21 protein-coding genes are annotated in these 19971 nt (G+C 58.4%); 4 read left to right on the top strand and 17 right to left on the bottom strand.

What is annotated here, in order from left to right:
* Positions 1 to 537: 537 nt before the first annotated feature.
* Positions 538 to 1014 carry a TIGR01841 family phasin gene (phaP, locus tag R2A130_RS16340; RefSeq protein WP_009465297.1) on the bottom strand — a complete coding sequence of 159 codons (477 nt, stop codon included), beginning with the start codon at positions 1012 to 1014 and terminating at the stop codon, positions 538 to 540.
* 66 nt (positions 1015 to 1080) lie between these two features.
* On the bottom strand, positions 1081 to 2370 hold the full coding sequence (locus tag R2A130_RS16335; RefSeq protein ID WP_009465296.1) for a DUF445 domain-containing protein: 1290 nt from the start codon (positions 2368 to 2370) through the stop codon (positions 1081 to 1083).
* Positions 2371 to 2746: 376 nt separating this feature from the next.
* Here R2A130_RS16335 and R2A130_RS16330 point away from each other — a divergent pair, with 376 nt between their 5' ends.
* Positions 2747 to 3232, top strand: a complete 486-nt coding sequence (locus tag R2A130_RS16330; RefSeq protein WP_009465295.1) for a phasin family protein — start codon at positions 2747 to 2749, stop codon at positions 3230 to 3232.
* 251 nt (positions 3233 to 3483) lie between these two features.
* Here the strand turns inward: R2A130_RS16330 and R2A130_RS16325 are convergent, their stop codons facing one another.
* The 10 genes from R2A130_RS16325 to R2A130_RS16285 form a co-directional block, all read right to left on the bottom strand.
* Positions 3484 to 5403: a type I secretion system permease/ATPase gene (locus R2A130_RS16325; RefSeq protein ID WP_050786200.1), complete on the bottom strand. Its 1920-nt coding sequence runs from the start codon at positions 5401 to 5403 to the stop codon at positions 3484 to 3486.
* A gap of 203 nt (positions 5404 to 5606) precedes the next feature.
* Positions 5607 to 6455: a class II fructose-bisphosphate aldolase gene (locus R2A130_RS16320; protein ID WP_009465293.1), complete on the bottom strand. Its 849-nt coding sequence runs from the start codon at positions 6453 to 6455 to the stop codon at positions 5607 to 5609.
* Between the two features lie 49 nt (positions 6456 to 6504).
* The gene (locus R2A130_RS16315; RefSeq protein WP_009465292.1) at positions 6505 to 7344 is read right to left on the bottom strand and encodes a 5-deoxy-glucuronate isomerase; all 840 of its coding nucleotides are present in this window, start codon (positions 7342 to 7344) and stop codon (positions 6505 to 6507) included.
* 9 nt (positions 7345 to 7353) lie between these two features.
* Complete coding sequence (gene iolC, locus R2A130_RS16310; RefSeq protein ID WP_009465291.1) at positions 7354 to 8331, bottom strand: 5-dehydro-2-deoxygluconokinase; 978 nt, start codon at positions 8329 to 8331, stop codon at positions 7354 to 7356.
* The gene (locus R2A130_RS16305) at positions 8324 to 9511 is read right to left on the bottom strand and encodes a Gfo/Idh/MocA family protein (protein WP_009465290.1); all 1188 of its coding nucleotides are present in this window, start codon (positions 9509 to 9511) and stop codon (positions 8324 to 8326) included. Before R2A130_RS16305 ends, iolC begins: the two co-directional genes overlap by 8 nt.
* A 49-nt stretch (positions 9512 to 9560) precedes the next feature.
* Positions 9561 to 10385: a tryptophan synthase subunit alpha gene (gene trpA / locus R2A130_RS16300; protein WP_009465289.1), complete on the bottom strand. Its 825-nt coding sequence runs from the start codon at positions 10383 to 10385 to the stop codon at positions 9561 to 9563.
* Position 10386: 1 nt separating this feature from the next.
* Positions 10387 to 10554 (bottom strand): YodC family protein, encoded by a 168-nt coding sequence (locus R2A130_RS18265; RefSeq protein WP_009465288.1) that lies wholly within the window; start codon positions 10552 to 10554, stop codon positions 10387 to 10389.
* 21 nt (positions 10555 to 10575) lie between these two features.
* Positions 10576 to 11793, bottom strand: a complete 1218-nt coding sequence (gene trpB, locus R2A130_RS16295) for a tryptophan synthase subunit beta (protein ID WP_009465287.1) — start codon at positions 11791 to 11793, stop codon at positions 10576 to 10578.
* A 31-nt stretch (positions 11794 to 11824) separates the two neighbouring features.
* The gene (locus R2A130_RS16290) at positions 11825 to 12472 is read right to left on the bottom strand and encodes a phosphoribosylanthranilate isomerase (protein WP_009465286.1); all 648 of its coding nucleotides are present in this window, start codon (positions 12470 to 12472) and stop codon (positions 11825 to 11827) included.
* Entirely contained in the window at positions 12469 to 13245 is a 777-nt protein-coding gene (locus R2A130_RS16285; RefSeq protein ID WP_009465285.1) for a M48 family metallopeptidase, read from the bottom strand. Before R2A130_RS16285 ends, R2A130_RS16290 begins: the two co-directional genes overlap by 4 nt.
* A 205-nt stretch (positions 13246 to 13450) precedes the next feature.
* Between R2A130_RS16285 and R2A130_RS16280 the strand changes: the two genes are divergently transcribed.
* Entirely contained in the window at positions 13451 to 13720 is a 270-nt protein-coding gene (locus R2A130_RS16280; protein ID WP_009465284.1) for a hypothetical protein, read from the top strand.
* A 131-nt stretch (positions 13721 to 13851) separates the two neighbouring features.
* Here the strand turns inward: R2A130_RS16280 and R2A130_RS16275 are convergent, their stop codons facing one another.
* The 4 genes from R2A130_RS16275 to R2A130_RS16260 all read right to left on the bottom strand — a co-directional run bounded on the left by R2A130_RS16275 (position 13852) and on the right by R2A130_RS16260 (position 16034).
* The gene (locus tag R2A130_RS16275) at positions 13852 to 14313 is read right to left on the bottom strand and encodes a DUF2852 domain-containing protein (RefSeq protein ID WP_009465283.1); all 462 of its coding nucleotides are present in this window, start codon (positions 14311 to 14313) and stop codon (positions 13852 to 13854) included.
* A 154-nt stretch (positions 14314 to 14467) separates the two neighbouring features.
* The gene (locus R2A130_RS16270) at positions 14468 to 14758 is read right to left on the bottom strand and encodes a DUF1330 domain-containing protein (protein WP_009465282.1); all 291 of its coding nucleotides are present in this window, start codon (positions 14756 to 14758) and stop codon (positions 14468 to 14470) included.
* Between the two features lie 11 nt (positions 14759 to 14769).
* Positions 14770 to 15468 carry an orotidine-5'-phosphate decarboxylase gene (gene pyrF / locus R2A130_RS16265; protein WP_009465281.1) on the bottom strand — a complete coding sequence of 233 codons (699 nt, stop codon included), beginning with the start codon at positions 15466 to 15468 and terminating at the stop codon, positions 14770 to 14772.
* 2 nt (positions 15469 to 15470) lie between these two features.
* Positions 15471 to 16034 carry an NADPH-dependent FMN reductase gene (locus tag R2A130_RS16260; protein WP_009465280.1) on the bottom strand — a complete coding sequence of 188 codons (564 nt, stop codon included), beginning with the start codon at positions 16032 to 16034 and terminating at the stop codon, positions 15471 to 15473.
* Between the two features lie 143 nt (positions 16035 to 16177).
* Between R2A130_RS16260 and R2A130_RS16255 the strand changes: the two genes are divergently transcribed.
* The gene (locus R2A130_RS16255) at positions 16178 to 17200 is read left to right on the top strand and encodes a ligase-associated DNA damage response exonuclease (RefSeq protein ID WP_009465279.1); all 1023 of its coding nucleotides are present in this window, start codon (positions 16178 to 16180) and stop codon (positions 17198 to 17200) included.
* A gap of 5 nt (positions 17201 to 17205) precedes the next feature.
* Here R2A130_RS16255 and R2A130_RS16250 read toward each other — a convergent pair whose 3' ends face one another.
* On the bottom strand, positions 17206 to 17802 hold the full coding sequence (locus R2A130_RS16250) for a Fic family protein (RefSeq protein WP_040306371.1): 597 nt from the start codon (positions 17800 to 17802) through the stop codon (positions 17206 to 17208).
* 375 nt (positions 17803 to 18177) lie between these two features.
* On the opposite strand from R2A130_RS16250, the gene R2A130_RS16245 reads away from it, so the two are divergent.
* Positions 18178 to 19908: a cisplatin damage response ATP-dependent DNA ligase gene (locus R2A130_RS16245; RefSeq protein ID WP_009465276.1), complete on the top strand. Its 1731-nt coding sequence runs from the start codon at positions 18178 to 18180 to the stop codon at positions 19906 to 19908.
* Positions 19909 to 19971: the final 63 nt, after the last annotated feature.

The raw sequence follows: 19971 nt of genomic DNA, 5'->3' as shown, positions 1-19971 counted from the left end.
CCGAAGGCAAGGCCGGCATGTTCAGCAATGAATATGTGTTCGGGGAGGTGACGGGATTGGTGCTGGGAAGCATCCGCAGCAGAACCGGGCGGGGCGAAGGTGTTTGTCACCAACGCCGAGACTACCGGCAAGAGACGAAGACCTTCGCTTCGCTGGCTCATCTTTGCGCTCACGCTGTTGGCCTCTTGGCCTTCGCTGCGCGGGCGCGGCAAGCTATTGCCGGGCGGCTCTTCGCCGCCTGCTCATTTTTACGGTGTCACCATTCGCAAAGGGCGAATGGCGACACCTTGCTTATCGTTTGGACGCCGGAAGGCGGATCGAGGTTTTCACACGCCCGCAATCCACCCACCGCCGTCATCCCCGCCCCCGGGTCAAGCCCGAGGACAGGCTCCGGCGGGGACCCACTTTCCAGCGGATGACATTGTTGGCGATTCAGTTGGTTGCTGACCGGCGTGGCAGCAAAGTAGCCGCCGCCACGTCTTGCGGAGGAGTGGGTCCCCGCTTTCGCGGGGATGACAGCTGTATGATTGGCTGGGATCAGCTCTCTTTGACCGGCGGCTCGTCGCCGTCATTGCGGTCCATCGTGGTTTTCATTTCCTCGATGCCCTGTTGAACGCGCTCGCGCAGCACTGCCATGTTGTCGGACGTGGTGTCTCGCATGGCGGAGCCTACGGCACCTGCGGTTTCCAGCGTGCGCTCGAAGCTGCGCTGGGTGAAGGCCACCTGTTCAGCCAGCAGCTCACGCGCCGTTTCGCGGTTCATGCCACCTTCGCGGGCGGTTTCCACCATCTTGGTGATGTCAGCCAGCGTCGCTTCCAGCGCCTTGCGCTGTTCGGCCATCACGGCTTTCGTGCCTTCAGTGGTGTTGCGGGCAGCCTTTTCCATCGCGGCAATGTTGGCGCGGTGATGGGCCATCATGTCGTCGACCGTCACCGTGGGCAGGCGCAGATTGGTGCCGAAATTGCGGAACGCGTCGAAGAAGGGGCCAGCTGGATTGCTCTTATCGTCTGCCATGTGATTGTCTCCCGTTGAAAATTTCTGTGGGGGTAACGGCGAAGGCCGTGATCCCGTTGCATAATTTTAAAACAGCGTGATGTCGAAACTGTGCAGGATAACGCCTGCCACCGCACCAATCGCCATGCCGTTGAAGCGGATATATTGCAGATCAGCGCCAACATTGGCCTCGATCAGCGTGACCAGCCGCTTGAAGTCCCAGGAGCGTACCTGATCGGTGACGAAAGCGGAAACTTCGTGCTTGCGGGCCTCCACCAGCAGCAAAAGCGCGGTGACCATGCCCTCGTTGATATCGTGGCGCAGCTTGTCATCGGCGGAAACGCGGGCAGCGAGACTGACCAGCATCGATGCCAATTCGCGGGCCAGAACAGACTTATCGCGGGAAGCGTCGGCGGCCACATAGCGCTGGAGATTGTGCCAGATGCCATCAGCGAGATTGGCGAGTTCGGGGCTGTTGAGAAGATCGTTCTTCAACCGCTCTACACGACGGGCAAATTTCTTGTCGCTCTTCAGGCGGGTAACGTAGTCGCCGAACAGTTCGCGCACTTCCTCGCGCATGGGGTGTTCGGGGTCGGCGCGTACCTCGGCGAGCAGCGTGGAGCCGGATTTGACGATTCGGCTGATGATCGTGGACTCTGCTTGGACGACATAAAGCAGCGTCGGTAGCTCGTCGGCGACGTGCTTTCGCAGCGTGTCCAGCGTTGTTTCGTCGTGGAGCAGACGGTCGAGGGCTGACAGAATTTCGTCGGTCAACTGTGTCATACGCCGGTCGTGGGTGAAACTGTCGACGAGGTTTGCTGCCAGCGGCGCGATCTGCACTTTGGATATTTGTTTGCTCACCTCGTTGGTCGCAAATGTCTTGAAGCCTGAATTTTCGATAGCGCCCAGCACTTCCGGCACCATTTTCAGCGCCAACCGGGAAAGGTTCTCCGCGCGTTTGTGATCTGCGATATAATCGGCAGCGTGGCGGGCGAAGTCGATCTCTTCGAGTTTTTCGCGCACCAGTTCCGGCTTCATGAAGTTGTCTTCAATGAAGGTGCCCATGTTTTCGGCAATCCGCTCCTGATTGGAGGGGATAATAGCGGTGTGCGGAATTTTCACGCCTAGCGGATGGCGAAACAGCACGACGACGGCATACCAGTCGGCCAGCCCACCGATTGTCGCAGCTTCTGCGGCTGCTGCCACGAAACCCAGCCATGCGGCCTGCGCGGGAAAGGCGCTCATGCCCCAGCGGGCGGTGAGAAAAATTGCGAAACAACCGATAAGTGCTGCAACGGCCACACGTTTGATGCGCGCCAGCCGTGCGAGCCGCTCTTTATCCTGCGCGGTCAAATCGATGTTATGATCGCGGCTCATCTTCGGGCTGGGTGCTTTCTACATACTTTCCACGGTGAAACGGGAAACGCTCCGCAATCCGTTTGGTTCTTAGTTATACCGCTTGGTGTGGCGCATGGCGGGCGTGCAGGGAAGCGAAAAGGAACAATCGCCCATATCAGTAGGGTGCTTTGAGGCCACCTAAATCGCACTGCAACACGATAAAATGAAAAATCTGAAAATTTCTTATCACTAAAATTCAATGACTTAATCAAAATTGCACGACTTACGCTTACGTAAGATGTATTATTTTGTTGCAACGCACAAAAATCGGCCTAGATAGGGTTTGTCACCGCGACGCTCATGCCAATTGAGGGTGAGCCTACCGCAGAACCGCTTGAACCAAGGAAACATGACAATGACCAACAAGACCGCAAAAACCATCAAAACCGACGACACCATCAAAGCTGAAGACGTGACCACGGCCGCTACCCGCGCCACGACGAAAGTTGCCGAAGGCACTCGTGAGTTCGTTCGTCGCTCCGCTGCAACCGCTAAAGAGCGTGCTGATGACCTGTATGAAGGTTCCGAAAAACTGAACACCACACTCGAAGGCTCCTTGAAGCGTATGGCTTCCGGTTACGTCTCCATGCTGGGTTCCGTTGCAGAACTGACCCACAACAACGTCAACCGCGCACTGACAACCGTCGAAAAACTGGCAAACGCCAAATCGGTTTCTGAAGCCGTCCGCATCCAGTCCGACTATGTTCGCGACAACACTTCCGCAAACGTCAACTACGTGCGTGACGCTGCTGAAACCGTCCGCGACGTTGCTTCCGATGGCTTCACCGTTGCACGCGAAAGCGCGATGAACGTGTGGCCATATGGCAAGAAAGCCGCCTAACGGCGACTTTTAAGACCAGACTCTCCGCGGGCCATTTTCCTCCCAGATAGGCCCCGGAGCATAGCGGCCCCGTCGAACCTCCTCCCGGTTCGGCGGGGTCTTTTTCGTTTTCAGTGGCAATTATCCCCGCCCGCCAAATCACGACTAAACTGTGCGGCATCGTTCACGAGGCTAAGCGGAGTGATATGTCACAGATGAACCAACTGTGCTGACGGGTTTAGCGATAAAACTCCGGTCAACTCAGTTGCCCGTCAGGCTTTTGGTGGGCTTTCGTTTGAGGTCGCATCAATTGTCTTGCGCGGTTTTAAGAAGTCCGGACGACCCCTAGGCGCATTTGGTGCTTTACCAGCCAGAGCGCTGGCGCTGACCACAGCAGGTGGTGCAGCGGCTGAGCCGGAACCGGGCCGCGGGCCGCCTGATGGTGCGGTTGGCAGAGTGGGCACTGCTCCCTCGACACCGCCTTGCGAACCCTGATTGCGGGACGCGATTTCCGCCTTGCGGGCATCCACTAGCTCCTGCAGTTTTTTCGCATATTCTTCGCGGGTATCGAAGAATTCGACGTTGCCACTGTTCAGACGCAGCACCATATCAACTGCCGCCAACACCTGTTTGCGCTGGGTGACCAGAACAACAGTGTGGCCATCATCCTTTGCAGCGAGCAGCGCTTTGTGAAGCGCGATTTCGCCGTCTTCGTCGAGATTGGCGTTGGGTTCGTCCAACACCATGATCTGCGGATTGCCGTAGAATGCACGGGCCAAACCGATGCGCTGGCGCTGGCCACCGGACAGACCGGTACCGCCAATGCCGACGCGGGTTTCGTAAGCGTCGGGCAGATTTTGAATGAGCGACTCAACCTGCGCTTTTTTCGCCGCTTCGCGGATCATCGCGTCATCGGGTTGCGGATCGAAACGGGCAATGTTCTGCGCGATCGTGCCGGGCAACAAATCAACCTGCTGCCCGAGATAGCCGATATGGGGGCCGATCTGCTCAGGATCCCAGTTGGTGAGGTCGTGCCCGTCAATGCGCACGGAACCGGATTGCGGAACCTGCGCGCCAACGAGCAAACGCGCGAGTGTCGACTTGCCTGAACCGGAAGCCCCCACGAGGCCGAGAGATTGACCCGGTTTAAGCGCAAACGAAACACGATTGAGAATGGGAGGAGCGGATGCGCCGGAACGGTCCATAACTAACACGCCCTGCACATCGATCGCGCCCTGCGGTGTTGGCATTTCTGTGCGGGGCATAGGGTCGCCCTCGCGCTGCAACATGGCCTGCACGCGCTTCCAAGCTTGGCGGGCGGACACCATTTGCTTCCACGAGCCAATGGCCTGATCGATAGGTTGAAGACCACGGCCTGCAATAATCGAAGATGCGAAGATCGCACCGGCAGTCATTTCCTGCTGCAACACCAGCAAGGCACCGACGCCCAAAATGGCAATCTGCAAGCCCAAGCGGAGTGTGCGCGACAAGCCTGTGATCCAGTTATTGCGTTGCTCAAGCTTGTCCTGCGCGATGAGTTTTTCCGCGTTGAACGAACCCCAGCGGGCAATGCCGTTTTGCATCATGCCCATGGCGCGCAGCGTTTCAGCGTTTTGCGACAGCGCTTGCGACATGGCACCGGCACCGGCCTGTTGCTGGCCAGCTTCCAGCGAAGGACCGTTGATGAGCCACTGGTTGAAAATAGCGAGTGCGGCCAGAACTATGACACCGGCCAGTGTCATCCAGAACAACACCGGGTGAATGAACCAAAGGATGCCGATAAACAGCGGCGCAAAGGGTGCGTCCATCAAAGCAAAGACAGCGCGGGAGCCGACGAAGCCACGCACCTGATTGAGATCGTTAATACCGTTTCCAGCAGCCTCCGGCGCGCGGTTACGGCTCATCATGGCGCCAAGCACTTCCGAACCCAACATGACTTCGAGACGGCTTGCAGCACGGGAAGCGAGTATGCCGCGCAGGGCTTCCATCAGGCCCAAAACTACCAGACAGATTGCTGCAAAGATCGACAGGAACGTCAGCGTGCTCATGGACTGCGAAGTCAGCACGCGATCATAAATCTGCAGCATGTAGAGAGGCATTGTGAGCATCAGCAGGTTCACCACGAAGGAGAACAGTGCAAGCCACCAGCAGGCTCGTTTGAAGGCCGCCGAGGCCTGTTTCAAAGCTGTCATGATATTCCCGCTCCTATCGGCAAATGCCGCACCGGCCAACAATCTGTCCGACAAGCCCTACCCCACTTGTTCTCTTCAATGAAGCGGCATGGTTACCGTTCGGTTACGGCGTGGCACAAGGTTAAGCAGGCTGCGCAGCAGGACCAATGAGATTCATCACAGCATGTTACGCGGGTCTTTGTGCTTTGAGGTGCGCAGAAAACTTAGGCTGACGGCTCCCACAGACCGCGCAACACGTCGATAGCGGTCGCTTTCACAGGGTCCATCGTTGCCTGTAAAATGCGGTTGCGGTCGAACTGGTCCGGCTCCGCGGCCAGGCCGTCGCGCAGGGATTTACCGAAAGCCATGCGCAGTTCTGTGCCGATGTTGAATTTGGCGACGCGGCTGTTTGCGGCGAGCCAGCGGCGGTCGATATTGGCAATGCCACTGCCGCCGTGCAGCACAAGTGGCGCGGTGGTGCGGGCTTCTATTTCCGTCAGCAACTCGCGGTCGATGGTTGCCGCCTTCTCCTGTTGCAGATGCACATTTCCGATGGAGATTGCCAACGCGTCCGGCTCCACGGCAGCGTCGTAGCGGGCAACTTCTTCGACAGATGTGCCATGAGAAGCTGCACCATCGGTATAACCCACAACGCCAACTTCGCCCTCAAAGGAAGCATTGGCAGAACGTGCGGCTTCCGCGATTTTGCAACTCGTCGCGATGTTCTCATCCACGGGCAGCAATGAGCCATCATACATAATTGACGTAAAGCCGTGCTCAAGACCGGCGATGCACTCGTCGAGCGCTTTGCCGTGGTCGAAGTGGACGGCCACCGGCACGCTGGCGGCGTCAGCCAAATGGCGCATCATCGGGCCGATGAGGTTCACCGGCATATGGGCCCGCGCACCCGGCCCGGCTTGCAGGATAAGTGGGCAACCGACCTCTTCGGCAGCGTCCACATAGGCGCGGGCGTCTTCCCAACCGAGTACGACCACGCCCGCAACAGCGCGGCGTTCACCGAGAGGGGCAGCGTTGGTATCGGCGAGCATCCGTGTGATGGAAACGGCAGGCATGTACGGACTCGTTCTTTATGCAGGAAGGCAAGGTCGGGAGGCTAACGCCTCACTTGAACTTGGCGATCATGTCTTTGATGCCGGGGATGGTTTCGATCTGCCACGCATGGTCGGGCTGGAAATACTGCACAAGCGGGCGCTGGGACAGGCCGCCGAGAATGGTGAAATAATACATCTCGTAGCCAGGCGCGACGACACAGGGGTGGAACCCTTTGTCCAGCACGATGGTGGACCCGTCTGTCAGATGCCACGCATCGCCGGTCTTGCCGTCTTCGCGCTGTTCGAGTTGCAGGCCAAAACCGTTGTCGGGCTTGAAGCGGAAATTATAAGTTTCGTCGTGGCGGCTCTCGTCCGGCAGGCGATCGGTGTCGTGCTTGTGGGGCGGGAAGCCCGACCAGCCGCCTTGGCCCACGGTGAACAGTTCCGACACCAGTAAGCGGCCCACGCGGTCGTTATATTTCGTGCCGAGAATGTGCTTGATCTTGCGGTGGGTCTTGGTGTCGTCGGAGCCGTATTGCACCAGATCGAGATCGGCCTCGCGCACGTCGAAGGGCGTGAGCACCTTGTCGTATTTTGCGCCCGCCACGAACACTTCTGTTTCGGTGACGGCTTCCATAACGGCTTTTGCGCCGACGGGCACATACAGCCCTTCCGGCTCACCACCCCACACATCGCCGGTGCGGTTGCCGAGGTTCTCGAACCGCTCGCCTTCGACGTCGACATGCACAGTGCCGGTGGCGGGTACGATGCAGGTTTCGTAGCCGGGTGTTTGATATTCGAAGGCCTGGCCGGGCTTCAGTTTGACGATGTTGAAATAGTTCAGCGGAACGCGGCTGTCCTCGACATCCACGATGGGAGCGTTGGCATTGTCATGGGGCGGAAAGTGCATCGGATAGCCTCAGGCGGTTTGCGAAGAAGGGGCAGACATAAAGTCAGCGAGTTCAATTTCGGTGGGCATAGCGGGCGCGCAGCCGACGCGGGTGACAACGATGGCGGCGGCTGCAGAGCCACGCGCGACGCAAGTGCGAAGATCGACATCACGCATGAAATTATGGGCGAAACTTGCCATGAAAGCATCGCCCGCACCGGTGGGTTTAATGGCGGTGACGGGGTAGATGCCGGTGTCGAAACTGTCGCCGTCGCGTCCGTCGCCCCCACTGCCATCAAATGTGATCGAACCATCTGCGCCCCGTTTGTAAACGCAGATGCGTCCATCGGTGGCCAGCGCCTCAGCGTGGGCGCGGCCCTTGTCGTAATCGCCAGCCAGCACACCGAACTCGTCATCATTGCCGATGATGATGTGGCACTTTTCGGCAGCGGCTCCGCAAACCTGCGCGGCCTCCTCGACGGACGCCCAGCTATAGGCGCGGTGGTCCACATCGAACATCACCGTGATGCCGTGGGCCTTGGCCATGTCGATTGCGGTCAGTGTTGCGGTGCGCGATGGCTCCTTCGCCAGCGATGTGCCGGTGAAGATGAGCGCGTTCACCGTCTCCCACTCGACCCATTCGACGTCTTCAACTTGCAGGTTCAGATCGGCGGCATCGTTGCGGTAGATAACGGTTTGCGTGTCGCCGGTGCGGGTCTCCGACAGGGCAAGCGTTGTGCGGACTTCGCTGCGTTCCACAACGACATTGTCCGTACCGATGCCGTAGGGGGCGCATTGGTTGAGCGTATATTTGCCCACCGCATCATCCGACACGCGACCCAGCAGCGACACGCGGGAACCGAGGCGACCGAGGCCAGCAGCGATATTGCCGGAGGAGCCGCCAAGCGCGGAGGTGAAGGTGAGCGCGTCTTCGATCTTCGTGCCCGGCGGGTCCGGATAAAGGTCGAGGCCCGCGCGGCCCAGAACTATGATGTGCGGATTATCCATTTTTCGGCTCCCACCAGCAGTCGTGCCAAGCGCCATCGGCTTCCGCGCTGTCGGCAGCGGCTTCGGAGAAGAACACGCCTCGCGCTCCGTCGGTCACATCGGGCACAAGCACGGTGCCTGCTTCCAGCGTAATGCCGTTCAGTTTCGCGTCCAGCGCCACGGCGATTTCGGTGTAGAGATTGCACCACGCATCGGGCAGTGCCTCGGCATGGCCGCGTGGCAGGCGCACCAGCTTTTCAGCTTCCGGCAAAATCCCCGCGCCGTGGCCACGTGATATGATGCGGGTGGCTTCACCTATTGGCGTGTAACGCAGAAATTCCGGCTCCTGCTGGTCCCATTCGATGCCGCCCGCTTCGCCATAAATGCGAATCCGTAAACCACAAGCGTTGCCGGGGGCCGCTTGGGTGCACCATAGCGTGGCAGGAATACCGCCTTCCAGCTGCAGCTGCATGAAGGCGGTGTCCTCCAGCCCCGTCGCAGTGCCGCATTGATGGAAGCGGGCCGAGACCTTCCGCGCCGGACGGTCGGTGATGTGGGTGAGCAGATGGAACGCATGGGTGCCGATATCGCCGGTCACGCCAGTGCGACCGGACTTTTGCGGGTCGTCGCGCCAGCGGCCCGTGCCGTTTCTTTTTGGTCCGGCGGCGTGCTCCTGCACATATTCCACATGGGCCTGCCGCACCGTACCGATCATGCCCGCCGCCACCATCGCCCGCGCCTGCCGCGCCATGGCGTGAAAGATGTAGGGGTAGGTGACCGCGAAAAAATGACCGCCTGTGCTGGCCTGCTCGGCAAGCTGTTCTGCCTCAGCCCAATGGGCGGTCATGGGCTTGTCGCACACCACGGCGATGCCAGCGTCCATGAAGGCCTTTGCGATGCGCGCGTGGGTGTGGTTCGGCGTGCAGATCGCCACCGCGTCGATACCATTGTCGCGCGCGGCTTCCGCCTTCGCCATATCTGCGTAACTTGCGTAACTGCGGTCCGGGGCGATGCCCCAATCGGCAGCGGAGGCCGCCGCGACATTGGGCTTGGACGACAATGCACCGGCCACGATATCCCAGCGGTTCGACATACGAACGCCCATGGCGTGCCACTGGCCAACAAGCGCACCGCGCCCGCCGCCGACGAAGCCGATGCGAAGTTTGCGCGATGGGGCAGGATAGGAAGGAATATCAGTCATAGGTGGACGTTACGGGGAATGGGCCATACCCCGCAATCCTGATATGCAATCAAGCGCGTGCGCCGCGCACACCTTTTGCAATTTGTGACACCACATCGAGCGCGTTGCTCACCGTGTGGCTTGTCGCTTTGCCGCCATCGAGACTGTCGGCAATGGCTTTCACGATGGCAGAGCCCACCACGACACCATCGGCGGCGCGACCGATACCGGCGGCCTGTTCGGCGTTCGTGACGCCGAAGCCGACGCAGATGGGGAGATCTGTGCTCGCCTTGATGTGGGCCACGGAAGCGGCGACCGCATCCGGATTAGGCGCAGCCGAACCGGTGATTCCGTTGATCGACACGTAATAGACAAAGCCAGACGTGTTGGAGAGCACCTTTGGCAAGCGCTTGGCATCCGTCGTTGGTGTCGCCAGGCGGATGAAGTTTAGATCACGTTCCAGCGCGGGAATGCACAACTCCTCATCCATCTCCGGTGGCAGATCGACGATGATCATGCCGTCGATACCGGCAGCTTTCGCCTCGTCGAGAAAACGCTCTGCACCGTAAATGTAGATCGGGTTGTAGTACCCCATCACCACGATAGGGGTCTCATTGTCCGTCTCGCGGAAGGCGCGCACCATCTCGAAACATTTCGGCAGATTGTGCTTCCCCGCCAACGACCGTTTGGCAGCAGCCTGAATGGATGGGCCATCGGCCATAGGATCGGAAAACGGCATGCCGAGTTCAATCACATCAGCACCTGCTGCAGGCAGACCCTTCATGATCTCGATCGACGTTTCCATGTCCGGATCGCCCCCCATGAAATAGGTCACGAAAGCCGGACGGTTTTCTTCAGCCAGCTTCGCAAAGCGGTAGGTCATGCGTTGTGTCATATCAGTCGTTTGCTTTCTGAAGCCCGCTCAGGGGTGCAGTTCCGTTTCTCATTTCATGGTCGTCGAACCACACCAGTTTTGCGGTTTCACCACGCACTTCATCCACGGTCATCAGTGGTCCGCCGGATTTCAGCTGCACCACGTCTCCAGCTTCCAATTTACGTGCCATTCTTGCCTGCCCTTTTGTTCGTTACATCTCGACGCCGAGCGCCTCGCCCACGGTGAACACATCCTTGTCGCCGCGACCACACAGGTTCATCACGATGATCTGGTCCTTGTCCATACCCGGCGCGCGTTTGATGACTTCGGCCAGCGCGTGGCTGGGTTCCAGCGCGGGGATGATGCCTTCGAGACGGCAGAGCAGCTGGAAGGCTTCCAGCGCTTCCACGTCCATGATCGGCACGTAATTCACGCGACCGGAATCCTTCAACCAGGAATGTTCAGGCCCGATGCCGGGATAGTCGAGACCGGCAGAAATGGATGCGCCCTCTTCGATCTGGCCTTCGGATGTTTGCAGCAAGTAGGTGCGGTTGCCGTGCAGCACGCCGGGCGAACCAGCGGTCAGGGAGGCGCAATGTTCGTCGCCATCCAACCCTTTACCACCGGCTTCAACGCCGACGATCTGAACCGCATCATCATCGAGGAAGGGATGGAACAGGCCGATGGCGTTGGAACCACCGCCGACCGACGCCACCAACATATCCGGCAGGCGACCTTCGGCCTCCATCATCTGCTCTTTGGTTTCCTTACCGATGACCGACTGAAAATCGCGGACGAGTTCCGGATAAGGGTGCGGACCGGCAGCGGTGCCGATGAGGTAATAGGTGTCTTCGACGTTGGTGACCCAGTCGCGAAGGGCTTCGTTCATCGCGTCTTTCAATGTGCCGGCACCGGCGGTGACGCTTTCGATTTCTGCGCCCAGCAGCTTCATGCGGAACACGTTGGGCGACTGGCGGTGCACGTCTTTCGCGCCCATATAAACGAGGCAGGGATAGCCGAAACGTGCGGCTACTGTGGCGGATGCCACGCCATGCTGGCCCGCACCGGTTTCCGCGATCAGGCGTGTCTTGCCCATACGTTTGGCGAGCAATATCTGGCCGAGGCAGTTGTTGATCTTGTGCGAACCGGTGTGGTTCAGCTCGTCACGTTTGAAATAGACCTTCGCGCCACCCAGATGCTCGGTCAGCCGTTCGGCGAAATAGAGCGGGCTGGGACGACCGGTGTAATGCTTGTTCAAATAGGCCAGCTCGTCGGCGAAGGCCTTGTCATTCTTGGCTTCTTTATAAGCCTCGTCCAGCTCCAGGATATTGGGCATCAGCGTTTCGGCAACAAAGCGCCCGCCATAGATGCCGAATTGACCCTCTTCATCGGGGCCGTTTTTGAACGAATTAGGGTTCTGCACATTCATGGCGGCGGCTCCGGTTCAGGCGGGCAGGATGTTACGTCGTGCGTGTTTGCTGCAGCAGGGCGGCAATCGCGCTCGTGTCCTTAACACCGGGTGCGCTTTCCACGCCAGACGAAAGATCGATGCCGATAAGAGACTCGTTGCCGCGCACGGCGGCCAGCGCATCGTCGATATTGTGGGTACCGATACCGCCGGACAGCAGGACGGGCGTGGTGGTGGAAAGGGCATCCAGCAAAGACCAGTCGAAGGTCACGCCGTTGCCACCGGGCAGGTCCGCACCCTTGGAGGGCTTGGCGTCGAGCAATAACAGGTCGGCTTCGCCATCATAGGTCGTGGCGCGGGCCAGATCATCCGCATCGCGCACCGCTAGCGCCTTGATGACGGGCAGGCCGAAACGGGCCTTCACCTCGCGCACCCGATCGATGCTTTCGCCGCCGTGGAGTTGCAGCATATCGGGGCGCATGGTGCTGACGATGTGGTCCAGCGTGGCATCATCGGCATTCACCGTAACAGCGACGCTTCTCGCCTCACCTTTGTGGGTGACAAGATCGCGGGCCTGTTCGGCGGTTACGTTGCGGGGCGATTTTTCAAAGAAGATGTAGCCGAGATGGCTTGCACCATTATCCCGAGCGACTTCCACGGCTTCCACTGTCGACAGGCCGCAAATCTTTACATCAATCATGGCGTCACCGCGTGTAGACCTGAACCGTGGGCGCGCAACCACGCTTTGTGAGCTTCCATGTCGGGGCAGATGTCTTCTACCAACGCCCAGAAACGGTCTGAATGGTTCATTTCGCGTAGATGAGCGACCTCGTGGGCGGCGAGATAGTCCAACACCGCGGGCGGCGCCAACACAATGCGCCATGAGAAATTCAGCGCACCGGATGACGAGCAAGATCCCCAACGCGAAGTGGTGTCGCGCATGGTGATGCTCTTGGCCTTCACGCCCAGCGAAGCTGCGTGAATATTCACCGCCTTGGTCAAATCCTGCTTGGCTTGCCGCTTCAGGAACTCCGTCACTTTGCGCGGCAGAAATCTCGGATCGCCGAACACACGAATGACTTTGATTGTGTCGGGTCCGTCCTCTTCCATGCCGACAGATACGACACCTCGTCCGATACCGGAATGGACGATGCGGTGCGGTTCACCGCGCAAGGGAATGGTCGCACCGTTTTCAATGCGAATGACATCCGGCAAGCGCGCAAGGCGAGCGGCGGCCCAGCCCTTGTTCTTGGTCAGAAACCGGTCGACCTCATGGTCCGGCGTGCCGGGGGGAACAGTGACCTTCAGGCTTTCCTGCGTGTTGGCGGCGGGAACGAGACGCAGCGTAAGGCGGGACGTGCGCGGATTTTCGACAATCTTCACATCGACATTGCGGCCATCGATATCCAGCAGCGTCCAGCGCTCCACACGACCGGCTTTCGGGGCGGTGCGCTTTTTCAGCAATGACAGCATGTGACTCTCCCGATGCGTGGTGATTCATCAATATAGGCAATACGCCTCGTCGCCCATCCTTGTCATCCCCATCGATAATGGCTCTGGCGGGTCAAGCACGAAACGCGGAGGCGTAACGCAATATTTGATTTCAATTTTTCTGGGAACGTCCACAGCGGTAAGCCGTTGATGGCGCAGTTCAAATGCTTCCAAAGGAAATGATAATATGAAAACCGGAACAACAATTGCTATCGCCGCCGCAGCCGCCATTCTCGTCGTGGGTGGTATCTATTTTGTCGACGTCGACATGACACAAAGCGCAAAACTGCCGGATGTCGAAGTCACCGTAGAAGGCGGCCAAATGCCTGCCGTCGAAGTCGAAACAGGTTCTGTCGATGTGGGCACCACCGAAAAGGTCGTGACCGTGCCAGAAGTCGTTATGACGGAGAAGACGATCACAGTGCCAACAGTCGAAGTCGAACCCGCACAAAACTAGTCAGAGAGACCATTCGCCGTAAGGCAACAGTCATAAAAAAGGCCCGCTGTGATGCGGGCCTTTTCTTTGGGATGGTTCAGGCTGGAGACCTATAATCCCTCATTTCAGTTCACAAGTCTGTCTGCTGGCGCTCACACGCCAGGGACGGTTTTTCCGCCGGAGGATTTCACCTTTTTGGTGGACTTCACCGGCTTGGCAGCTGGCTGGTTGTCCACTTCGGTGGCGCGGGAGGCCATGAAGGTTTCAAACTCTTCAGCGTCTTTGGCGCGGCGCAATTCGCGGGCGTAGTCGTCGAATTCTGCGCGCATTCCGTCGAGTTTCATACGCTCCTTGTGAAGGCGGTCGAGTTCGGCTTCACGCCAGTCGTCGAAGGCGACGTTGCCGGTGCGACCGGAATTGAACTGCGGTGACTTCACGAAGGAAGCGGCTTTGTCGGTGGCGTCGTTGATGTCCGTTTTGAACTTGTCGAGGCGGTCGCCCCAGATAATGTAGGCCAACATGGCGAGGCCAAGGGGCCAGAAGATCATGAAGCCGATAATCATGGCCGCGATTGTGGCTGGCGTCCAAGCGGGGCGAAGAAGTGCGTTTGTCATATGAGACGAACCTTTCATACAGATGGTCGGTCGGCCCCAAGGTTGATAAAAGGCGGGCTCTCCGTTGACCTTAACGTAGGAATTCCTTCCCGCCGTTCAAGAAAAATTACCTCAAAATATGTCGCAAACCGTCGCAAAACGGCGGATTTGCTGACTATTCAACGCCTTCGACGAGGATCAATTCGCTGTCGGCCACCGACTGACGGATCTTCACGGCAGCCTGATAATCGTCGGAATTGTAGCAAGCGAGCGCGTCTTTCATGGATGCAAATTCAATGACCACGTTGCGCGCACGGCCCGGACCTTCGAGGTCGTGGGCCTTGCCACCGCGCACCAGAAATTTCGCACCGTATTTCTCAAAGGCGGGTTTTGCTGTGCTGACATAGTCAGGGTAGCCATCGGCGTTTTTTACATCGACGCGGGCAATCCAATAGGCTTTTGGCATGGGTGTTCTCCTCAAACGGTAGACATTTCTTCTGCAATTTTCAGCGCCGCTCCGCGCGGGTCGTCTGCCGCCATAATGGGGCGTCCGACAACAAGGTGCGATGCACCAGCCTTCAAGGCATCAGCGGGGGTGACAACGCGCTTCTGGTCACCGGCATCTGCGCCAGCGGGGCGAATGCCCGGGGTGACGACGGCCATGGTGGGACCAACAACTTCGCGGGTCGCAGCCGCTTCCTGTGCGCTGGCTACAATACCGCCCATGCCAGCGTCACGTGCCTGGCCGGCACGTTTCAAAACCAGATCACGGGCGGTGCCGGCATAACCGGCCTCCGCCAGATCAGCATCGTCCATAGACGTCAGAACCGTAACGCCAAGCAGGGTGAGGTCCGTGTCACCGAGCGCTTCGACCGCTGCGCGCATCGCTTTCGGGTAGGCGTGGAGCGTCAACATTTTTACGCCCATGGCGGATACGCTTTCGACGCCTTTGGCGACGGTGTTGTCGATGTCCAACAGTTTGAGATCGAGAAACACGTCCTTACCAGCATCTGCCAGTTCTTGCGCCAACAGCAGCCCGTTCTCACGGCCCGCTGCATAACAAAGCTGGTGGCCGATTTTATAGAAGGAGACAGCGTCGCCAAGCGTTTCGATGGCGGCTCGCGCATCTGCCACTGACGGAACGTCTAGCGCAACGATGAGGCGGGGATCGGCCATCTCTATGCGTATCGCTTGGCAGAGGCGATGAGCTTGTCGCACATGGCGTCCATCATCGCGGCAGGGCGCTCTGCGGTCAAATGGCCTTCATCATTAAACGCCTGTCCTGCTCCGCTAACGGCCAGCTGCGCGGTTAGCGTATCAGCGCCAATGCTGACCATCATATCGCGCAGATGGGATAGACAACGAATGCCGCCCAATCCGCCGGGCGAGGCCGCCGCCAATGCGAAGATGCGTCTCTCGTAGACGTTGTGTTCTTTCTCCCGCGACAGCCAGTCGATGATATTTTTCAAAAGCGGCGTGGTGCAGGCGTTATATTCAGGGCTGACCAGAATGACAGCCTGATGACGGGCCAGTTCTGCGGCCAGCGCATCCAGTTTTTCGGGAAAATTGCCATTGGCTTCATCATCGCCACTATACATGGCCAGCGGATAATCTGCCGGTTCGACAACGCTTGCAGACACACCCTTGGCTTGCAGCGCCAGCGCAAAAGCCTTGGCAAGCTGTCTGTTCACCGAAGCTTCGCGGGTGGAGCCTGGAAGTATGGCAATGGAAATATCGGACATCAGAAACCTTGGGCTGGGAGAACTTACCTTCGTGTTGCGGATTGCGCCGCGCGACGTCAAGACTTGTAGCCGTGCAACGCTTGGCCGCCCATCCCGTTGTCACCCTGATCGTAATCGTAGCCAACCATCGCCGGACCAAAACCGTGAAGCCAGACAAGCTGCTGCATCCGACCCCGAAAGGTCTCTACTGCCCGCCCGGTGATTTCTACATCGATCCGGTGGCACCGGTCGCGCGCGCGCTGATCACCCACGGCCACGCTGACCACGCCCGCTCCGGCCATGATACGGTTTGGGCTACGGACCAGACGCTGGACATCATGGCGATCCGCTACGGGGCCGACCATTGCAAAACGCCGATTGCTGCGCCGTTGCGGGAAATGTTCGAGATCAACGGCGTGAACATCGGCTTTTGGCCTGCGGGGCATGTGCTGGGGTCGGCGCAGATATTGGTGGAACATGATGACACGCGCATCGTGGCATCGGGCGACTACAAGCGCCGCCGCGACCCGTCCTGCGCGCCGTTCGAGGTAATTCCCACGCCCAAGCGGCTGGACGCTTTCATCACCGAAGCCACCTTCGCGCTGCCGGTGTTTCGCCATCCCGATACAGCAGGCGAAGTGGCGAAACTGCTGGAAAGCCGCAGGCAGTTTCCAGACAGCGCCCACATGGTCGGCGTCTATGCGTTGGGAAAGGCACAGCGCGTCATCCGCCACCTGCGCGAAGAGGGCCACAAGGACACGATCTACATCCACGGGTCGCTGGCCAAGTTGTGCGAATATTACGAGACGCAGGGCTACGATCTCGGCCCGCTTGCCCCTGCCACATTGGCCAAGGGCGAGAAGGGTAATTTCGCAGGCGCCATCGTGCTCGGCCCGCCATCGGCCATGACCGATAAATGGGCGCGGCGCTTTCCGGACCCCATCACCTGCTTCGCCTCAGGCTGGATGCAAGTGCGCCAACGCGCCCGCCAACGCGGCGTCGAACTGCCCATAGTCTTGTCGGACCATTGCGACTGGGACGAGCTTCTCGACACGATAGAAGAAATCGACCCGAAGGAAGTGTGGGTGACACACGGGCGCGACGATGCGCTGGTCAGGTGGTGCGAGCTGAACGGACGAGTAGCAAGGCCGCTGCATCTGATCGGGTATGAGGATGAAAACGAGTGAGGAGGTTAGGAGTCTCTGATTTGAGCTTTTAATAAGTCCTGCAAATACTCTGCCAAAGCGCTGACATCAAAGTGTCCAGCGGCCCAGTTCTGATCCGCTTCTTTTAGTGCTTGGTAATATGGGATGCGATTTTCGCGAATTCGCTCAGGCACAGTTTTTTCCCCGCCAAGAAGTTTGCCCTGTCGCATACAGATTAAATAATAGCACGCAGCTCTCGCTGTTCGCCCATTACCCTCCACGAATGGATGTATCCAATTCATCCGCCAGAGTGCGTAGGCAGCAAGCTCGGTAGGACCATCTATCAGATTCCAGTTTTCATGAACTACTGACAAAAACTGATCCATCAAATCTGGAACATGATTATAATGCGGAGGTATGTGATTACCGACATAAATCGGCTGTTCGCGATAGCGGCCACCGAATTGTGCAATGTTTGATATCGCAGCCGAGTTGAGCCACCAAAGCGTATATTTATCAAACGCTTCTATGCCTTTCGACAAACCGATTTCAATGCAGTTTGTCAACAATGCATATTGCCGGAGCAGATTGTGCTCCTGAATTCTTGCAAATAGAACTGGGTCGTCAGCTTCTCTAACAGACAAAGTGTGACCCTAACGAAGACGTGTAGTGCGTGATGCCTGACGAACTGATTCTTTCGTAATCAAATCGGAATCTGGTGCATTGCCGAAAGCAAAACTTATTCGTTGTTCAGCTAACTCACTGTCCGTTGCAGGCTTAGCAACCTTTAGCATTTCCAGCAGTTCCTTATCGGGTGTCACCCTTGTTAAAAATTGCTTCCGATCTGCCATGAATTTACCCCATCGTGTAAAGATATTAGTATCTGAACATTCCGAAGACGCATGACCAACGAGAGGCCAAATTCGATGTTCACGTCGATTTGTCGAGAAATCTATAATGGGCAAAATTCGTTCAAATGGTCAAATCAATTCGTTAGCTGAACGGTAATCTGAGTTGACATGAAACCCTTCGCCACTCTTCTTGACCGGCTCACGCTCACGCCGTCGCGCAATCAGAAAATTCAGCTGATGGTGGATTATTTTGCCAGTCAGCCGGATCCTGATCGCGGGTGGGGATTGGCTGCGATTACGCGCGATCTCGACATTCCAGCCGTCAAACCCGCCATGCTGCGTGGCATGGTGGCGGAGCGGATGGATGAGCAACTGTTCCGCATGAGCTACGATTATGTGGGCGATCTGGCGGAAACCATTGCGCTGGTTTGGGATGCGGACCGCCGCACGGCGGGCTTGGTGGATGCACCCAGTGCAGAAGACGCGCCGTCCATTTCCGACGTGGCGTTGATGACCCGAGATCAGCGCGTTGCCACGCCACCCAAACACGGGCGCAATTCGCCGCTTACCCTTGATGAGGTCGTCACCCGCCTGCTGCGCCTACCCAAGACAGAGGCGCTGCGGCAGGTGGAGGAATGGCTCGATCTGTTGGACGCGTCCGGCCGCTACGCGCTGCTGAAATTGATGACCGGCGGCATGCGAATTGGCGTGTCGGCGCGCCTTGCCAAACAGGCCTGTGCGGCGTTGGCCAAGCGCAATGGCGTGGACGTTGATATCATCGAGATCGAGGAAATCTGGCACGGGCTGGAAGCGCCCTATGAAGACTTGTTCGCCTGGTTGACGGGGGCTGCTGAAAAACCCACCCACCGCGCAGAAGCGCCGTTCCGCCCCGTCATGCTGGCCACGCCGATTGCCGATGCGAAAATGTCCGAACTCGACGCTTCGGCTTACGCGGCGGAATGGAAATGGGATGGCATCCGCGTGCAGGCCACCGGCGAGGGCGACACGCGCCGCCTCTACTCCCGCACCGGCGATGATATCGGTCGCGCCTTCCCAGACCTGATCGACGCGCTGGATTTCCACGGCTCCATCGATGGTGAATTGCTTGTCGGCAGCCCACTTGATGACGGCAGCATCCAAGCCGGTAGCTTCGCAGATCTTCAGCAGCGGTTGAACCGTAAAACCGTGTCGAAGAAGATGCTGACATCTCACCCCGTCTTCATCCGCGCCTACGACCTGCTGGACGATGCAGGCGAAAATCTGCGCGGGCTGACATTTGAAGAACGGCGCGGACGGTTGGAGAAATTCATTCCCAAGCTGAACCCGCAGCGTTTCGATTTGTCGCCAATGGTGCCGTTCCAGACTTGGGATGATCTGGCCGAAACCCGCGAGAACCTGCCTCACCCCATCATCGAAGGGGTGATGGTGAAGCGGTGGGATTCGACCTATGTGCCTGGTCGCCCCAAGGGGCCGTGGTTCAAGTGGAAACGCGACCCGATGATCATCGATGCCGTGATGATGTATGCCCAACGCGGCCACGGAAAACGCTCCAGCTATTACAGCGATTACACGTTTGGTGTGTGGACCGAAGAGGGCGAGCTGGTTCCCGTCGGCAAGGCCTATTTCGGCTTCACCGATGAAGAGTTGAAGAAGATGGACAAGTTTGTGCGCGACAACACCATCGACCGCTTTGGCCCTGTGCGCTCGGTCAAGGCGCAGCCGGATTTCGGTCTGGTATTGGAGGTCGCTTTCGAAGGGCTTCAGCGTTCCACCCGCCACAAAAGCGGCATCGCCATGCGCTTTCCCCGCATCTCCAAACTGCGTTGGGACAAGCCTCCGCGTGAGGCCGATACTCTGGCTTCTGTCGAAGCGCTGCTGGAGCAGCAAACTTCTGATTAAGCATGTGGGACTTTGGAGTGCGGCCTTAATTCGCCGGTCATCGAAGCGCGCTAAATTTACGCC

Source organism: Ahrensia sp. R2A130, from assembly GCF_000179775.1.
Taxonomy (GTDB): domain Bacteria; phylum Pseudomonadota; class Alphaproteobacteria; order Rhizobiales; family Rhizobiaceae; genus Pseudahrensia.
The sequence above is the reverse complement of the archived record's forward strand: the minus strand, read 5'-3'. Positions and strand labels throughout refer to the sequence as shown.

What these genes read in the sequence shown, in the direction of transcription:
- R2A130_RS16305 (WP_009465290.1), bottom strand. Translation starts at nt 9,511, where the DNA reads ATGACTGATATTCCTTCCTATCCTGCCCCATCGCGCAAACTTCGCATC.
- R2A130_RS16285 (WP_009465285.1), bottom strand. Translation starts at nt 13,245, where the DNA reads ATGCTGTCATTGCTGAAAAAGCGCACCGCCCCGAAAGCCGGTCGTGTG.
- R2A130_RS16275 (WP_009465283.1), bottom strand. Translation starts at nt 14,313, where the DNA reads ATGACAAACGCACTTCTTCGCCCCGCTTGGACGCCAGCCACAATCGCG.
- trpB (WP_009465287.1), bottom strand. Translation starts at nt 11,793, where the DNA reads ATGAATGTGCAGAACCCTAATTCGTTCAAAAACGGCCCCGATGAAGAG.
- R2A130_RS16245 (WP_009465276.1), top strand. Translation starts at nt 18,178, where the DNA reads ATGAAACCCTTCGCCACTCTTCTTGACCGGCTCACGCTCACGCCGTCG.
- iolC (WP_009465291.1), bottom strand. Translation starts at nt 8,331, where the DNA reads ATGGATAATCCGCACATCATAGTTCTGGGCCGCGCGGGCCTCGACCTT.
- phaP (WP_009465297.1), bottom strand. Translation starts at nt 1,014, where the DNA reads ATGGCAGACGATAAGAGCAATCCAGCTGGCCCCTTCTTCGACGCGTTC.
- R2A130_RS16330 (WP_009465295.1), top strand. Translation starts at nt 2,747, where the DNA reads ATGACCAACAAGACCGCAAAAACCATCAAAACCGACGACACCATCAAA.
- R2A130_RS16335 (WP_009465296.1), bottom strand. Translation starts at nt 2,370, where the DNA reads ATGAGCCGCGATCATAACATCGATTTGACCGCGCAGGATAAAGAGCGG.
- R2A130_RS16320 (WP_009465293.1), bottom strand. Translation starts at nt 6,455, where the DNA reads ATGCCTGCCGTTTCCATCACACGGATGCTCGCCGATACCAACGCTGCC.
- R2A130_RS16290 (WP_009465286.1), bottom strand. Translation starts at nt 12,472, where the DNA reads ATGATTGATGTAAAGATTTGCGGCCTGTCGACAGTGGAAGCCGTGGAA.
- R2A130_RS16315 (WP_009465292.1), bottom strand. Translation starts at nt 7,344, where the DNA reads ATGCACTTTCCGCCCCATGACAATGCCAACGCTCCCATCGTGGATGTC.
- trpA (WP_009465289.1), bottom strand. Translation starts at nt 10,385, where the DNA reads ATGACACAACGCATGACCTACCGCTTTGCGAAGCTGGCTGAAGAAAAC.
- pyrF (WP_009465281.1), bottom strand. Translation starts at nt 15,468, where the DNA reads ATGGCCGATCCCCGCCTCATCGTTGCGCTAGACGTTCCGTCAGTGGCA.
- R2A130_RS16280 (WP_009465284.1), top strand. Translation starts at nt 13,451, where the DNA reads ATGAAAACCGGAACAACAATTGCTATCGCCGCCGCAGCCGCCATTCTC.
- R2A130_RS16325 (WP_050786200.1), bottom strand. Translation starts at nt 5,403, where the DNA reads ATGACAGCTTTGAAACAGGCCTCGGCGGCCTTCAAACGAGCCTGCTGG.
- R2A130_RS18265 (WP_009465288.1), bottom strand. Translation starts at nt 10,554, where the DNA reads ATGGCACGTAAATTGGAAGCTGGAGACGTGGTGCAGCTGAAATCCGGC.
- R2A130_RS16270 (WP_009465282.1), bottom strand. Translation starts at nt 14,758, where the DNA reads ATGCCAAAAGCCTATTGGATTGCCCGCGTCGATGTAAAAAACGCCGAT.
- R2A130_RS16260 (WP_009465280.1), bottom strand. Translation starts at nt 16,034, where the DNA reads ATGTCCGATATTTCCATTGCCATACTTCCAGGCTCCACCCGCGAAGCT.